Here is a 16,026-nt window from a genome sequence, read left to right as displayed (position 1 = left end):
GATTTTACAGTTGTCAACTATCCAATCGAAAAAATGAAATACAATCCACTTCCCCAAAGCTTCTATGTCAACAACAGGAAAAAGCTAAGGGATAAATTGCCCGAAAAATCCATTGCCGTTTTTAATTCAAACGATATCCTTCCCACCAATGCGGACGGAACGGTAAAGTTCAGACAAAACAACGATCTGTTTTACCTTTCCGGGATTGACCAGGAAGAATCCATTTTGGTGCTTTGCCCGGATTTCGCGAATCCAGAAATGAGGGAAATCCTGTTTTTGAGGGAAACCAATGCGCACATTGCCATTTGGGAAGGCCATAAATACACCAAGGAAGAGGCTTTTGCGGTCTCGGGGATAGAAAATATCCAATGGGTTGCCAATTTCGAGGGCGTATTGAATACCCTGATGGCACTCAGCGAGCAGGTATTTCTCAATAGCAATGAGCACCTCAGGGCTGATGTCCAAGTGGAATCCCGGGATTCAAGGTTTATCAAGTCCTGCAAGCGGAAATATCCGCTCCATCATTACAACAGGGTAGCGCCCCTTATGCATCAGTTGAGGGCGGTCAAGGATCAGCCTGAAATCGATCAGATGCAAATCGCCTGTGATATCACGGAGAAAGGTTTTCGAAGAATTCTGTCTTTTGTGAAACCAGGAATCACCGAATATGAAATCGAGGCCGAATACATCCATGAATTTATCCGAAACAGAAGCAAGGGATTTGCCTACGAACCGATCATCGCTTCCGGTGCCAATGCCTGCGTGCTCCATTATATCGAAAACAAGGAAGTCTGCAAAGATGGAGATCTGATACTCTTTGATGTGGGAGCAGAATATGGGAATTACAATGCAGACATGAGCAGGACGATCCCCGTCAACGGTAAATTTACCACAAGACAGCGGGCCGTTTATGACGCGGTGTTAAGGGTCCAAAGAGGAGCCATGAATATATTGAGGCCTGGCGTAAATATCCAGGACTATCACAAAGAAGTCGGGTTGATCATGCAATCAGAATTGGTGGGCTTGGGCTTGATCGACCAAACCGACATCAAAAATCAGGATCCGAAGTGGCCTGCTTTCAAAAAATATTTCATGCATGGAACTTCCCATCATTTGGGATTGGATGTGCATGATGTGGGCACCATGTACGAGCCGATTACTCCCGGTATGGTCTTCACTGTCGAGCCAGGGATTTATATACAGGAAGAAGGCTTGGGTATCCGATTGGAAAACAACATTGTGATTCAGGACAATGGCTATTTGGACCTGATGGGAAATATCCCGATTGAGGCCGAGGAGATTGAGACGTTGATGCATTCCTGATGGAGCGGATTTTTCTTGTTTTCCGTTTTGGAAATAAATTTGGATTGAATCAAACCTAAGACCATGCCTTATACCTATTCCTTTCCATGTCCGGCGCTTACTGCTGATGCGGTAGTGTTCTCCGAAAGTGATCAATGCATCCTGCTGATCAAGCGGGCCAATGAACCTTTCCGGGGCATGTGGGCTTTGCCGGGAGGATTTGTAGATCCCGACGAAGAGCCTTTGGTGGCTTGCCTCAGGGAGTTGCGTGAGGAAACCGATTTACAGCTGGTAAATGGGAATTTGATTGGCATTTTCGGGGAAAAGGGGAGGGATCCTCGGGGCTGGACGGTGAGTGTCGCCTACTTTTTCAAAGTGGATTCTGCGGAGAATTCAAAGGCAAAAGCAGGGTCGGACAGTTCGGAACTGAATTGGTTTTCCCTCAAAAAATTACCGCTCTTGGCCTTTGACCACCAAAAAATCATTGAGGAGGCATTGGCAAAGTTCATGTAAAGACAAAAAGGCTGATTCGTAAGAATCAGCCTTTTTTAATATGGATTTCAGTTTTAGAATTATCCGATGGATATTCTTTTGAATTCAGATACCGTCAAACCTTTGCTGACACTGTCAAGGTATTGGGCGATGGTCAAGCCATTGTCTTTTACAAATGCTTGGCTCAACAAAGTGTTTTCTTTGTAGAACTTGTTCAATTTTCCCAAAGCGATTTTCTCAAGCATTTCCTCAGGCTTGCCTTCTTGTCTTGCTTGGTCTTTGCCTACTTCGATTTCTCTTTCGATCACGGAAGCATCCACACCGTCTTTGTCCACTGCTACAGGGTTCATGGCAGCAATTTGCATCGCTACATCTTTCCCAGCTTCTTCCACGTTGTTGCCTGAAGTATTGACCAATCCAACCAATACACCCAATTTACCATTGGAGTGAATGTAGGAAACAACAGTTTCGGCTTTGATGACTTCGTAATGGGAAATTTCCAATTTCTCACCGATTTTACCGGTCATTTCCACGATTTTTTCGCTGACGGTAAGGTCTTCGAAAGGCAAGCCAAGGATTTCTTCTTTGGAAGAAACATTGTTCTCAACGGCAACCTTGTGCAATGCGTTTGCGAAAGTCACAAAGCCTTCGTTTTTCGCTACAAAATCAGTTTCACAAGTCAAGGAAAGCAAAGTCCCAACAGTTCCGTCAGCGTTTACCTGGGTGATGACAACACCTTCTTTGGTTTCACGGTCTGCTCTGGAAGCGGATACTTTCTGGCCTTTTTTTCTAAGGATGTCGATCGCTTTTTCAAAATCTCCTTCAGCTTCGGTGAGGGCTTTTTTACAATCCATCATACCGGCACCGGTCATTTGTCTGAGTTTGTTTACTTCTTGTGCAGTAATAGCCATTTTTCTATCTATTAAATTGATGTTTTGGATAAAATCTTAATCTGCTTCGAAGTGAAAATTCATTTCGAAGTATTCAGGCCTCAAGAGTTTTATAAAAATAACCTGGTTTTTATTCCTGAATCCGGGGTAATTATAGACTTCAAGGTTTTGATATTAAATGAAAAATTGAACACAGGCATAAAGCTTGTGTTCAATTTTCTATTGTTGAGGAATCATAAATGACTACTCTTTTGTTTCTACGTCAACAGCTTTTTTAGCTTCTTCTTCCTCTACAAGTTTAGCATCATCTTTATCTCTCTTTCTTTCGGAAAGTCCTTCTTCGATGGCTTCGCCAAACGCTTTGATCAATAGGGAAATAGATTTGTATGCATCGTCATTGGATGGGATAGGGAAATCCACCTCGTTCGGGTTGGAATTTGTATCCACCAATGCAAAAACGGGGATGCCAAGATTTTTCGCTTCTGAGATCGCGATGTGTTCTCTTTTGATGTCAACGACAAACAAGGCTGCTGGAAGTCTGGTAAGGTCAGCGATACCGCCCAATACGAGATCCAGTTTTTCTCTTTGTCTTGTGATCATCAATCTTTCCTTTTTCGCAAGGTTCTTGTAAGCTTCTTCTTTCATCAGTTTGTCGATGGAAGTCATCTTTTTCAAGGATTTGCGAATGGTCGCAAAGTTGGTCAACATACCACCCAACCATCTTTCGGTTACGTAAGGCATATTGAGTCTTCTTGCTTCTTCGGCTACTAGGTCTTTCGCTTGCTTTTTAGTGGCTACGAACATGACTTTTTTTCCTGAGCGTACTACTTGCTTGATTGCGTTAGATGCTTCTTCAAGGCATACAAGCGTTTTGTTTAGGTCGATGATATGGATTCCATTCTTCTCCATGAAGATATATGGTGCCATTCTTGGATCCCACTTTCTTGTTAAGTGACCGAAATGGACACCAGCATCTAGTAAGTCTTTATATTCTATATTTGCCATTAATAAATTGATTGAATCTATATAAAATGTTAAACCTGTACTATTAACGTTTAGAGAACTGGAATTTCCTTCTCGCTTTCTTACGTCCTGGTTTCTTACGTTCCACCATCCTTGGATCACGGGTAAGAAAACCTTCTTTTTTCAATGCGGGTCTGTGCTCCTCATTGATTTCGCACAAGGCTCTGGCGATGGCCATTCTTGCTGCTTCTGCCTGACCTGTGATACCGCCACCGTCTACATTGATCTTGATGTCATAAGTACCGTTCTCTTTTACGAGTTCCAACGGCTGTCTTACCACGATCCTGTGTAAATCGAATGGGAAATAGGTTTCAATCGTTCTGCTGTTCACAGTGATTTCGCCATTTCCTGGTGTCATGTAGATCCTTGCAACAGATGTTTTTCTTCTACCGATTGTATTGATAACTTCCATAGACTGCTTAGATTAGAATTTAACTTCTTTAGGTTGTTGTGCAGAGTGAGGGTGTTCAGCACCTTCATAAACAAACAGGTTTCTGTACATTTGTCTTCCCAATCTGTTTTTAGGGAGCATACCTCTTACAGCTTTTTCCACCAAAATGTTTGCTGACTTTTCTTTCAACATCCTTGGGGTAGAAATTCGCTGTCCACCTGGATAGCCCGTGTGACGAACGTAAACCTTTTCGGTCCACTTCTTACCTGTTAATCTTACTTTTTCTGCATTGATGACAATTACATTGTCTCCGCAGTCTACATGAGGGGTAAAAGATGGTTTGTGCTTTCCTCTCAAGATTTTCGCTACCTCACTTGCAAACCTTCCTAGAATGGCAGATTGGGCATCCACTACTACCCAATTCTTTTCTACAGAAGCGGCATTTGCTGACTTGGTTTTATAGCTTAATGTATCCACTGTGTAACTGTTTAATTATTAGCTGATTATATATACTTCACCCTCAAAAAGGGACACAAAGATAGAAGTAATTTCTTTTTATTGCAAAACAAACTTAATTATTCCCCACATTTTCTTTGAGTTACCTGTTTTTCTCAAGCTGTTTGATCAAAACTTCGAAATCTTTTGGGTAAGGTGACGTGACTTCGATCTTTTCCCCTTGGTTGCCCAGGAAGGCAATTGAGTAGGCGTGGAGCGAAACGCGCTGCATGATCGGAAGTTCATCCGTACCCATTTTCAGGTTGAACCTTCTTTTGAGCGCCGAAAGATAAAGCGGTTTTCCGCCATAGAGTTCATCCCCGCAGATCGGTGATTTCAGATAGGAAAGATGGATCCTGATCTGGTGCATTCTCCCGGAGATCGGCTTGCATTCAAGTAGGGTATGGGAATAGTAGGTTTTCAAAGAGGAGAAATAAGTCTGTGCAGATTTCCCTTCCTTATTGACCTTGGCCACTCCCTTGTTGGTGACCGCAAGACTGCGGTCCACGAGAAAATTCTCATACTCGTGGATACCGTCCACTACGGCATGATAGACCTTGTCCACTTTCCTGCTTTCAAACTGCATGGCAATGTTTCGATAGGCTTCCGGATTCTTGGCGATGACAAGGCAACCCGAAGTTTCTTTGTCCAATCGATGACACATTTGGGCGTCCGTGGTGTAAAGCCTGGCCAGGTCCAGAATGTTCTGGGCCTCATGCCTGTCCTTCAACGTCGATAGATAAGGTGGTTTGTTGACCACGATATAATCGTTGTTTTCAAACAGAATAAGACTTTTAAAATCAATTTTTTTCATGCGGCTTGTTTCCCAATGGGCCGCAAAAGTATGGAATTTAATAAAGCAGATGAAATTTTCAGGAAACAAAATTTTAAAACCACCTCTTAATCTCCCTAAAGTATAGGGAAACCCTGACTTATGTCTGTTATGCTCGGAAATTGACTTGGTCGGAATTGAGTACAGCATCTAAGCAGAAAGATGCATTAAGTCCCCAAATGTGGTTGAAACTACTAGAAGAACACAGGTTGAATTCAATTCTTCAATTGTCCCGTTTTGAGTTCTCTGGGTTTCTGGATGGAAGTACTAGGCAAAGGCACCGCTCCATTTTTGCACATTTCTAGGAATGATCATCTGCAATCAAACTGCTTTTGGAGCAGCTGCATTATTGGGTTTTTTTTGGTTTTTCGGGAAGCACTTGATCCAGCGGAAGCTCGAAACTGAAAATTGAGCCTTTGCCAACGGTGCTGCTTACGGAAATTTTGCTTTTGTGGCCTTCCAAGATGTGTTTGACGATGGCCAAACCGAGACCTGTCCCGCCTTTTTCCCGTGATCGGCTTTTTTCAACTCGATAAAACCTTTCAAAAATCCGTTTCAAATCCTCCGGAGGAATGCCTTTTCCGTTGTCTTTCACTTCCACGGTGATTTGATTTTTGTGCGATTTTAGCCTGACTTCCACTTCTCCGCCATCATTGTTGTATTTGATGGCATTTGAAATCAGGTTCTGGCAAACCCTGAAAATCTTGTCCTTATCGGCGATTGTTTTGAAGGTTTTATCCTTGTCATAAAAAAATCGAATCAAGATATCCCTTTTCTCAGCCTTGTGTTCCAGCTCCTCTATCAATTCCTGGAGGAGTTCTCTAAGGTCAAAGGATTCAAAGTGGAATTTGTTGACTCCACTTTCCATTTGACTCAGCGTAAGCAGGTCATGGACCAATTTATCCAAGGCATTGAGGCTTTTGGCGGCCCTTTTGAGGAATTTGTACCGAACCTCCTTGTCATCAACGGCTCCGTCGAGCAAGGTATGGACATACCCCTGGGCGGCAAAAATCGGCGTTTTCAACTCATGCGAGATGTCCGCAATAAACTCTCGGCGGAATTCGGCGTTCTTTTGGAGGGTTTCTATTTCCTTGTTTTTGGCTAAGGCATAGGAATTGATGGTTTTGTTGATTTTTCGAAGGGGAGAAATGGAAGTCCTATTCGATCCATCTGCAATTCCCGTAAGGTCCTTTTTCTGGATTTTTCCCAATACCGTGTAGATATGGCCGATTTCCTTGAAAATCAAAAACTCCAAAGTAACATTGATCAAAATATAGGAAACCGAAAAAGAAATGCCGCCCGCTACGATCAACAAGGTAGGGGTGGCATCATCCATCAGCATCAAGAAAGCCACTGTCAGGGCAGAAATGGCAACGGCCAGAATCAATGAAATACCCCTCGAAGTGGTCAGCATATTTTAATTTAAATCAAATTTGTACCCAACCCCTTTGACGGTCGTGATGTAATCTTCCCCTATTTTTTCCCGTACCTTTCTGATATGGACATCCACCGTTCTTGCCAGGACGAAGACATCCGCCCCCCAGATATTTTGCAATAACTCGTCTCTACTGAAGACCACATTGGGGTTTTTGGCCAAAAAATACAAAAGCTCAAATTCCTTTTTGGGAAGGGTGATGGTTTTCCCACTCTTGTCAATGGTATAACTCGTCCTGTCCACGATGAGATCCTTGATCTTGATTTGGGCCAATTCCTGTTCTTTTTTGGATTCCCTTCTGAACAACGCGGCGATTCTGCTCATCAGAGCGCGAGGCTTGATCGGTTTGTTGATGTAGTCATCCGCGCCCACATCAAATGCGGCCACCTCTGAGTATTCTTCGGACCTTGCCGTAAGAAAAATTATGAATGTGCTTTTCAACTCGGGGATTTCACGGATCTGTCGACAGGTTTCCACGCCGTCCTGATTGGGCATCATGATGTCCAGCAGAATGACATCGGGATGGAATTTTTTGGCCAGTTTGACAGCTTGAATTCCATCCTCGGCAGATTCCACTTCGTAGCCCTCTTTTTTGAGATTATAGGTGAGAATTTCTACTATATCCGGTTCGTCATCCACCACTAGGATTTTGACTTTTTGTTTTTCGCTCATACGGTTAGCGGGAAGATTTTCGCTTTTCTAAACGCTAATTTAAAGAAAGCCTTCACAAAATCGTTTTTTCATGAAGTTTACCTGTGCCAAAACAACATAAAATTCTTTTTGTATCCTCGCATGTTGCTTAATTGTTAACAAAAATTGAATTAATTGTTACGCAATCCTTTTGCTTCAGTGATTTCCATATTCAGTGAGCCCACCATCAAGCGGGCATTTATCCTTACCGGAATTTTGTTTTCGTCATTGGAAACCCAGATTTTGACTGGATGATCCCCCCTGAAGAGTTTGTTTTTCGGCATAATGGGCGAAAAAATCAAGGTTTCAAATTTCCCGAGTGCGGTCGTGATGATTTGCTTTCCCTCATATATTAACTTTAGGTTATGTATTTCCTTGTCGAAGAATCCGACGATCTTGACGGTGTCACCGGGCTTGTATTTTTTCATATCCAAAGTCCGAAGGTGGTAAAATCCGCTGACGAGGTCTTGGACATTGTGGGGGATGGGATAGTCTTTGGTGTCTACCAGCATGCTGTTGTTTCTGTCATAAAGCCTGACGATTGCATTGCGGTTTTGGTGATTAAAGAGGACTTGCTCATGTTTCCGGTACTTGCCCTCTTCAATATGACGGTAAGATTGGTGGGGGATGATCTTGGCGGTGTCGAGGTAAGTTCCCCAGTTGTCATTGACCTTGAAAAGTTTGAAAATCCCCAAGGTTTTACCATAAACGTCGATTTTGTAAGCAGGATTGTCATTGAACCGAGTGAGGTTCGAGCCGATGATCATTTTCGCTTCTGCCGCATCCAAAAAACCATAAGACACCTTGAATGTCAATTCCTCACCTTTTTTGAATGCTGTATTTTTCTGACCATAAAGAGAAAAACTCCCCAGCAGTTGAAATACTATGACAATTACTGACAATACTAAATTTTTTTTCATTAATTCCTCTTTAAGCAAAAAGCTTTCCAATTCTTATTCCAATATTTACGAAGGAATTCACTAATCTGATTAAAATATTACGATTAGCCAATACATTACCCTTAGGAGTTGTAAAACTAATTTGACACTCCAATAATCAATTAATAATTTCATATATTCAAATCAAAGATTTTTAAAACCTTTATATGGACGTAAATACAGAAAAACTTAAAGCCCTTCAGTTGACCATAGATAAACTTGAAAAAAGCTATGGAAAAGGGACAGTGATGAAACTGAGTGACAATAAGGTGCAGGATATTCCGGCCATATCCACGGGTTCTCTGGGCTTGGACATGGCTTTGGGCATTGGCGGGATTCCACGCGGCAGGGTGATTGAGATTTATGGACCGGAATCCTCCGGAAAAACTACCCTCGCGATGCATTGCATCGCAGAGGCCCAAAAAGCAGGCGGCTTGGCTGCCTTCATCGATGCGGAACACGCATTTGACAAATCCTATGCAGAGAAATTGGGGATTCAAACAGAAAACCTTTTGATTTCACAACCGGATAACGGCGAGCAGGCTTTGGAAATTGCCGAACACCTTATCCGTTCTGGAGCCATTGACATTATCGTAATAGATTCTGTAGCAGCATTGGTTCCCAAAGCGGAACTTGAAGGAGACATGGGAGACAGCAAAATGGGACTTCAGGCACGTTTGATGTCCCAAGCCCTCCGTAAACTCACCGGGGCCATCAATAAAACAGGCTGTGCCTGTATTTTCATCAACCAACTTAGAGACAAAATCGGAGTGATGTTCGGTAGTCCAGAAACTACCACCGGTGGAAATGCATTGAAATTCTATGCCTCTGTTCGTCTCGATATCAGAAGGATCGGTCAGATCAAGGAAGGGACTGACAATGTGATCGGAAATAGAACCAAAGTGAAAGTCGTGAAAAACAAAGTTGCGCCACCTTTTAAAGTGATCGAGTTTGATATCATGTATGGACTGGGGATTTCTAAGGTAGGTGAAATCATCGATATTGGTGTCGAACTGGAAATCATCAAAAAGGCTGGTTCTTGGTTCTCTTACGAAACCACCAAATTGGGACAGGGAAGGGATGCCGTCAAAGCATTGCTTTTGGATAATCCGGAATTGATGGAGGAATTGGAAAGCAAGATCAAGGAAAAAGCCGGCTTGGAAGCTCCAGCAAAGCCAGCGAAAGCGAAAAAAGAAAAAGAGGAAAAGGCTTAAATCAATTCCGATAATCTTAAAAATCAATTATAAAAAAGCGTGGCCGATAGCGATATCGGCCACGCTTTTTTTATTAGACAGATCTGATGGCTTCCACGGGGTCCAATCTGGCGGCAAGCGTTGCCGGGACGATTCCCGATACGACCCCGATCGCAGAAGACACACCCAGTCCCAAGATGATGTTTTTCAGAGAGAGGGTAAGGTCAAGCGTGCCCACCGGAATAAAAGTGATCAAAAAGACGATCAGGATTCCTGCGATTCCACCGATCAAACTCAGGAAAATAGCTTCAAAAAGGAATTGGGAAAGAATGAAATAATTTTTTGCCCCCAATGACTTTTGGATGCCGATGATATTGGTACGCTCCTTGACGGAGACAAACATGATGTTGGCGATGCCAAAACCTCCGACCAAAATGGAAAATCCTCCGATTACCCAACCCGCAATTCCGATGACATCGAAAATGGATCCGATCGTGTTCATGATGAATTCCGACTTGTTCAGTGAAAAATTATCCTCTTGAGTAGGTTTCAACCCCCTCTTCACCCTTAACAGGCCGATCAATTCATTTTCCAAAGCGATCATCCCAATGTCCTCTTCTTTTCCCTTCACGGCGATGCTCGGTTCTATTCCATTGTTGCCCACATAATATAACTTGGTGAAGGATCCATAGGGGATAAGGCAGGATTGATCTTTGGATGCGATGTCAAAAATGCCTTCCCCCTCTTCTTCAAATAAACCAATCACTACAAATTTCCCCCCCTTCATCTTGATCTCTTTCCCAAGTGGGCTTTGACCCGGAAATAAAGTCTCGGAAATTTTTGTGCCGATGATGGCCACATTTCGGGATGAGTTGACCTCAAGTTCCGTGAAAAACCGACCTTCTTGCAAGGGGAGGTCATAAACGTCTTGGTAGGTAAAGGAAACTCCCTGGATATTGCTGCCCTGATAGGAGTTGCTGGCATGTTGAATGACGGTGTTGGCACCGGCAAAAAAAGCGACCGCTTCCGCATTCTTTAATTTGTCCTTCAGGAAAACATATTCAGAGTAGTTGTTGTACGGTCTTCGGAAATATTTCCACCAGGGATAATCAGGCCCACCTCCGCCGAAGGAAAAGCGATTTACCGTTACCACATTGCTGCCAAGGAAGCTAAAGCTGGACTTGATGTTTTTCTCCAGGGAGTCCACTAATGTGAAAACCGCAATAATGGCAAAAATACCAACTGTCACGCCCAAAAGGGAAAGAATTGTGCGGGTAAGGTTGGCTTTTAGGGCCTGCATGGCGAATCTGAGGCTCTCCCAAATCTGTTTGACAAAATGTATCATTTATTTTGGATTAAAAACTAATTCACAATATAAGTACAATTTGGTATTTTTCTTGCTAACTTTGCACTTTTTACGAAGTATCGTAAACCAAATCATAAAGCAATCTACATTCATTATATATGAAGTTATCCGATTTCAAATTCGACGTCCCCAGAAAACTTATTTCCTTGTATCCTGCAGAAAACAGAGACGAATCCCGTCTAATGGTTGTGCACAGGAAAACCGGAGAAATAGAACACCGCATTTTCAAGGATATCATTGAGTACTTTGACGAGGGTGATGTATTTGTAATGAACAACACCAAAGTTTTTCCTGCAAGATTGTATGGCAACAAAGAAAAAACCGGTGCCAAAATCGAGGTTTTCTTGTTGAGGGAACTGAACCAAGAATTGAGGCTTTGGGATGTGTTGGTGGATCCAGCAAGGAAAATCAGGGTTGGAAACAAGCTTTATTTTGGGGACAGTGATTTGGTGGCCGAGGTCATCGACAACACGACTTCAAGAGGAAGAACCATCAGGTTCCTTTTTGACGGAACGGATGAGGAGTTTTACAAAACCGTCGACACATTGGGAGAAACGCCTATCTTGAAGGAATTCATCGAAAGAAGCGTAGAAGCCGAGGATAGGGAAAGATACCAAACCATTTTTGCCAAGCATGTGGGAGCTGTGGCCGCACCAACGGCAGGACTTCACTTTACTCCCCATTTGCTCAAAAGATTGGAGTTGAAAGGTGTCGATGTGACGCCGATCACCCTTCATGTGGGTTTGGGTACTTTCAGACAAGTGGATGTGGAAGACCTGACCAAGCATAAAATGGATTCAGAGAATTTTGATATTCCAGAAGAAACCGTCAACCTTGTCAACCGTGCCTTGGATAGCAAAAAGAGAGTGGTGTCAGTAGGTACTACAACCTTGAAAACCATCGAATCTTCGGTTACTGCCAACGGCAGGTTGAAAGAAGATCGAGGATGGACGGACAAATTTATCACACCTCCTTACGAGTTTAAAATTGCAAATGCCTTGATCACCAACTTCCACCTTCCAGAGTCAACATTGTTGATGACGGCTTCGGCATTTGGAGGATATGACCTGATCATGAAAGCCTATCAAATCGCCATAAAGGAAAAATACAGGTTCTTCTCCTATGGAGATGCCATGTTGATTTTATAATTCATCAAAAAAAGAGCTCCAAAAGAGCTCTTTTTTTCTTTGATTTTTCGATTTTTGTGGGAAAAGGGTTTTTATTTTTTAGATCCGCCAATTACTGAAACATGAAAAAATTCGGGATTATCGTCGCAGGAGGAAATGGAACAAGAATGGGCGCCTCCATTCCAAAGCAATATTTGGAAATTGGAGGGGAACCCATATTGATGCACACCATGAAGGCGTTTTTTCAATATGACCCCACTATCAACTTGATTTTGGTGATTCCCGTAAGCGATTTCCCATTATGGAATTCCCTCTGTGACAAATTCGATTTTAAGATTCCTCATCAATTGGTGAAGGGAGGCCAAAGCCGGTTTCAATCCGTGAGGAACGGGCTGAATTCCATTTTGTCAACAGCCGGATTGGTTGCCATTCACGATGGTGTGCGGCCATTTGTAAATCAGTCGGTGATTTCAAGAAGTTATGAGGAAGCAGCAAAAAAGGGGAGTGCCATCGCGGTCATCAACCTAAAGGATTCCATTAGGAAAATATCAGGGGACGGAAAATCCAATTTTCAGGATCGGCAAGACTTTAGACTGGTCCAGACGCCCCAAACCTTTCAGCTGGAAAAAATCAAAAAAGCATTTGAGGTCCCGGAATCTAAGCAATTCACCGATGATGCCACTGTTTACGAGCAGCAAGGTTGGCAAGTAAACCTTATCGAGGGCAATCCTGAAAACATCAAGATCACAAGTCCAGAGGACATGGACTATGCCGAGTTTTTGGTCAATAGAAACAACAAGGCATAAATGAAGCTTGGGAGTGAGGGATAAGTTTCTCCAATTTATCGAAACCTCAACCAAAGAATCCCACTTGCTTGTCACTTTTTAAGAAATGTTGATTTTTTCTGCGTGATTTAACCCGTAATATGCAATAGGTTTCCAGATGGGGTTGGAACCAAAAAAATCAGATACTTGGAATAAAAATTTATGACACCAAAAGAGTGGAGACATAAAGAGTCAAAACTAAATAATTATGTGTCAATCACAATATTGAATTGAGTCCGTATTGCAAAAAACGGATTTAACCGACAAAATCCTTTATTTCACCGAATTTTCTCATGGGCTAGCCTATTTGGATGGCGTTAGGCAGAAGGTGATGCATTAGATTTGGTTTATTATCTACATCCATCACAATAAATGACAAAGACATGAATAGAAAGAAAGCGCAAAATGACAATGGGAATCTCACGATAGGGTTGATCATTCTCGTAATTGGAGCAGTTTTGTTGTTCAGGAAAATGGGGGTTTTTATTCCTGGCTGGATTCTTTCCTGGCCGATGATCTTCATTGCCATTGGGGTGATCACTTTGATCAAACATAATTTCAAAAGTGGGTTTGGGATATTCATGTTGCTTTTTGGCTCCTTCTTTTTGGTGAAAAGGGAATTGAATCTTCCTGTCGAGATCGAGCAATACATCCTTCCTGTAGGTCTTATCTTTTTGGGGCTTTTTATCATCCTTAGCCGAAGAACCAACAGTATGACGAACTGGAAGGAATGGAATGGGTTGGAGCAATCTCTTGAAAAGAATGCATTCAACTCCGCGGGAATTTTAACCCCAGATGATCCAAATGCGATCAATTCATTGGACTTAGACGTTGATGGCGGTGATGTCGTCAATTCGCAGGCGATGTTTTGTGGTATCCAAAAAAGGGTGCTTTCCAAAAAATTCAAAGGCGGAAAATTATCTGCGATCTTTGGTGGAACTGATATTGATCTCAGTCAGGCGGATTTGACTGGGCCAGCGGTTTTGGATGTTGAAGTGGCATTTGGAGGCATCAAGCTGATCGTCCCGCCACACTGGGATATCCAGATCAATGTGACCAATATGTTTGCCGGGGTGGAGGACAAAAGAATGTATCCTCAGACCAAAACGGATGGGACCAAGATTCTGAGAATCAAAGGGACGATCTTTTTTGGTGGGCTTGAAATCAAATCATTTTAAACTTCACGAAGAATGGGGATCACAGGACTCTTCAAAAGGGAAGGTGGGAGTTGGTTGAAATCCATCCTTGTTTTGGTCTTGTGGATCTTAGCCTCCGCAAAACTGATCCAATCGTATGGGCCAAATTTCAATTTGGCTCTTTTGGACAGTGCTGTGCAGACGACCCTGATAGTTGGAGGTTTGTTTTTGCTGGAGAATGTGTTTAGGTTTTACTTGCCACAACGCTCCAATGCTTGGCTTGCCATCGTTTTGCCACTCGTGATGAGTATCTTGGTTTTGTACCTGGGCCATTTTGGCCTCAAGCAACTCTTCTCCGATCAAACCGAGTACCTTTTGTTTTTGGAAAAGTCATTTGCGGTTAGGGGAGCGATCGTTTCGATTTTGTTCTCGGCATGCGCGCTCTTGTTGGTTATTGCGGGGAGATTGGAAGATCAGCTAAAAACCCGGCAGCGGGAAGAAATGATCATGAAGATGTCCAAGGAGGCAGAACTTCACCAATTGCGCCAGCAGCTGCAACCCCATTTTCTTTTCAATAGTCTCAATTCCATCAGTGCCTTGATTGCGAGCAATCCGGAGAAGGCAAGGGAAATGATTTTCCAGCTATCCGGATTCCTCAGGGGGACCATTCGGAAGGATGAAAAAAAGTGGGTGACAGTTCAGGAAGAGGTTTCTTACCTTCAGCTGTTTTTGGATATTGAGCGGGTGCGTTTTGGCCACAGGTTAAAAGCGGATTTCCAAGTGGAGGAAAACACCCAATCGATAAAAATCCCCCAAATGTTGCTTCAGCCGCTTATGGAAAATGCTGTCAAGCATGGCTTGTATGGCACCATGGGTGACGTGGATATCCAATTAAATATCCGGGATGTTGGTGTTTACTTGGAAATGACCATTACCAATCCATTTGATCCTAAAGCTGGAGTATCGGCCGATGGGCTGGGATTTGGCTTGGATGCCGTAAAAAGGCGCCTTTATTTATTGTTCGGACGGCACGATCTTTTAAATTGTGTAGTCAATCAAAGTCAGTTTTCAGTTGTGTTAAAGATTCCCTATGCCCATGATTCCAATCCTCATAATTGATGATGAGCCTTTGGCTGCACAGATTGTCAAGGAATACCTTTCGGATTATCCCGATTTTGAAGTGTTGAAAATCTGCGTGGATGGCTTCGAAGGGATCAAGGCAATTCAGGAGTACCAGCCCGAATTGATATTTTTGGATGTACAAATGCCCAAGATCAATGGCTTCGAGATGTTGGAGTTGCTTGACGAACCTCCATCCGTCATTTTCACCACGGCTTTTGACGAGTATGCGCTCAAGGCTTTCGATGCACATGCCGTGGATTATTTGTTGAAGCCTTTTCCGAAGGAAAGATTTTCTAAGGCGATCGCCAAATTCCTCCAGTTGGAATCCAAATCCTCCTTAAAAGAATTGATGGAATCCAATGCGCTGCCTTCCGAAGGGTATTCCAGTAGGGTAGTATTGAAGGTCAAAAACGAAATCAAAATCATTCCTGTCCAAGACATTAAATATTTTGAGGGCAATGATGACTATGTGAATGTCCATACCCAGGAAGGGAAGTTTCTGAAAAATAAAACGATGAGATTTTTTGAATCCACACTCAATCCCGATGTTTTCGTGAGGGTCCACCGTTCCTACATTGTCAAAATAGCTGAGATCACGAAAATAGAGAGTTATGAAAAAGACGGTTATCTCTTGATTCTCAGGGACGGCAAACAAATCCCGGTTAGCAAGACTGGGTTCCCGAAATTGAAGGCGGTGTTGGGGATTTAGGGAAGAGGGAAGTTATCGATACCCTTAAAAGGTGTTGGGAAAAAGCGGTGATTTCTTGGCT

General features: G+C 42.9%; 17 protein-coding genes. 8 read left to right on the top strand and 9 right to left on the bottom strand.

The genetic code is table 11. The annotated features are described in order from the left end of the window. Positions 1 to 33 precede the first annotated feature (33 nt). Positions 34 to 1,323, top strand: coding sequence for an aminopeptidase P family protein (locus F824_RS0120685; protein WP_026333836.1), 1,290 nt, complete (start codon positions 34 to 36; stop codon positions 1,321 to 1,323). 63 nt (positions 1,324 to 1,386) lie between these two features. Further along, on the top strand, positions 1,387 to 1,815 hold the full coding sequence (locus tag F824_RS0120680; protein ID WP_019599850.1) for an NUDIX domain-containing protein: 429 nt from the start codon (positions 1,387 to 1,389) through the stop codon (positions 1,813 to 1,815). Positions 1,816 to 1,874: 59 nt separating this feature from the next. Here F824_RS0120680 and tsf read toward each other — a convergent pair whose 3' ends face one another. The 8 genes from tsf to F824_RS0120635 all read right to left on the bottom strand — a co-directional run bounded on the left by tsf (position 1,875) and on the right by F824_RS0120635 (position 8,470). After that, a complete protein-coding gene (gene tsf / locus F824_RS0120675) occupies positions 1,875 to 2,705 on the bottom strand; it encodes a translation elongation factor Ts (RefSeq protein WP_019599849.1) in 831 nt (276 codons plus the stop codon). A gap of 222 nt (positions 2,706 to 2,927) precedes the next feature. Continuing rightward, the gene (gene rpsB / locus F824_RS0120665; protein ID WP_026333835.1) at positions 2,928 to 3,689 is read right to left on the bottom strand and encodes a 30S ribosomal protein S2; all 762 of its coding nucleotides are present in this window, start codon (positions 3,687 to 3,689) and stop codon (positions 2,928 to 2,930) included. Positions 3,690 to 3,732: 43 nt separating this feature from the next. Next, on the bottom strand, positions 3,733 to 4,119 hold the full coding sequence (gene rpsI / locus F824_RS0120660) for a 30S ribosomal protein S9 (RefSeq protein ID WP_019599846.1): 387 nt from the start codon (positions 4,117 to 4,119) through the stop codon (positions 3,733 to 3,735). A 12-nt stretch (positions 4,120 to 4,131) separates the two neighbouring features. After that, on the bottom strand, positions 4,132 to 4,575 hold the full coding sequence (gene rplM, locus F824_RS0120655) for a 50S ribosomal protein L13 (protein WP_019599845.1): 444 nt from the start codon (positions 4,573 to 4,575) through the stop codon (positions 4,132 to 4,134). Positions 4,576 to 4,696: 121 nt separating this feature from the next. Continuing rightward, positions 4,697 to 5,407: an RluA family pseudouridine synthase gene (locus F824_RS0120650; protein ID WP_026333834.1), complete on the bottom strand. Its 711-nt coding sequence runs from the start codon at positions 5,405 to 5,407 to the stop codon at positions 4,697 to 4,699. 364 nt (positions 5,408 to 5,771) lie between these two features. After that, on the bottom strand, positions 5,772 to 6,839 hold the full coding sequence (locus F824_RS0120645; protein ID WP_019599843.1) for a sensor histidine kinase: 1,068 nt from the start codon (positions 6,837 to 6,839) through the stop codon (positions 5,772 to 5,774). Positions 6,840 to 6,842: 3 nt separating this feature from the next. Beyond that, positions 6,843 to 7,532 carry a response regulator transcription factor gene (locus tag F824_RS0120640; protein ID WP_019599842.1) on the bottom strand — a complete coding sequence of 230 codons (690 nt, stop codon included), beginning with the start codon at positions 7,530 to 7,532 and terminating at the stop codon, positions 6,843 to 6,845. 149 nt (positions 7,533 to 7,681) lie between these two features. After that, complete coding sequence (locus F824_RS0120635; protein WP_019599841.1) at positions 7,682 to 8,470, bottom strand: DUF3108 domain-containing protein; 789 nt, start codon at positions 8,468 to 8,470, stop codon at positions 7,682 to 7,684. A gap of 185 nt (positions 8,471 to 8,655) precedes the next feature. On the opposite strand from F824_RS0120635, the gene recA reads away from it, so the two are divergent. Continuing rightward, positions 8,656 to 9,702, top strand: coding sequence for a recombinase RecA (gene recA, locus F824_RS0120630; RefSeq protein WP_019599840.1), 1,047 nt, complete (start codon positions 8,656 to 8,658; stop codon positions 9,700 to 9,702). Positions 9,703 to 9,775: 73 nt separating this feature from the next. On the opposite strand, the gene F824_RS0120625 is transcribed toward recA, so the two are convergent. Further along, positions 9,776 to 11,026 carry an ABC transporter permease gene (locus F824_RS0120625; RefSeq protein ID WP_019599839.1) on the bottom strand — a complete coding sequence of 417 codons (1,251 nt, stop codon included), beginning with the start codon at positions 11,024 to 11,026 and terminating at the stop codon, positions 9,776 to 9,778. 119 nt (positions 11,027 to 11,145) lie between these two features. Here F824_RS0120625 and queA point away from each other — a divergent pair, with 119 nt between their 5' ends. The 5 genes from queA to F824_RS0120595 all read left to right on the top strand — a co-directional run bounded on the left by queA (position 11,146) and on the right by F824_RS0120595 (position 15,965). Beyond that, positions 11,146 to 12,195 carry a tRNA preQ1(34) S-adenosylmethionine ribosyltransferase-isomerase QueA gene (queA, locus tag F824_RS0120620; RefSeq protein WP_019599838.1) on the top strand — a complete coding sequence of 350 codons (1,050 nt, stop codon included), beginning with the start codon at positions 11,146 to 11,148 and terminating at the stop codon, positions 12,193 to 12,195. Between the two features lie 101 nt (positions 12,196 to 12,296). Beyond that, positions 12,297 to 12,980 carry a 2-C-methyl-D-erythritol 4-phosphate cytidylyltransferase gene (locus F824_RS0120610; RefSeq protein ID WP_019599837.1) on the top strand — a complete coding sequence of 228 codons (684 nt, stop codon included), beginning with the start codon at positions 12,297 to 12,299 and terminating at the stop codon, positions 12,978 to 12,980. Positions 12,981 to 13,381: 401 nt separating this feature from the next. Further along, complete coding sequence (locus F824_RS0120605; protein WP_019599836.1) at positions 13,382 to 14,176, top strand: LiaF transmembrane domain-containing protein; 795 nt, start codon at positions 13,382 to 13,384, stop codon at positions 14,174 to 14,176. A gap of 12 nt (positions 14,177 to 14,188) precedes the next feature. Beyond that, complete coding sequence (locus F824_RS0120600) at positions 14,189 to 15,253, top strand: sensor histidine kinase (RefSeq protein WP_019599835.1); 1,065 nt, start codon at positions 14,189 to 14,191, stop codon at positions 15,251 to 15,253. Then, positions 15,231 to 15,965, top strand: coding sequence for a LytR/AlgR family response regulator transcription factor (locus F824_RS0120595; protein ID WP_019599834.1), 735 nt, complete (start codon positions 15,231 to 15,233; stop codon positions 15,963 to 15,965). Before F824_RS0120600 ends, F824_RS0120595 begins: the two co-directional genes overlap by 23 nt. Positions 15,966 to 16,026 lie beyond the last annotated feature (61 nt).

The sequence above is a fragment of the Rhodonellum psychrophilum GCM71 = DSM 17998 genome, assembly GCF_000381545.1.
Lineage (GTDB): Bacteria > Bacteroidota > Bacteroidia > Cytophagales > Cyclobacteriaceae > Rhodonellum > Rhodonellum psychrophilum.
Note: the sequence above shows the minus strand (reverse complement) of the source record. Positions and strands in the feature narration are given on the sequence as shown.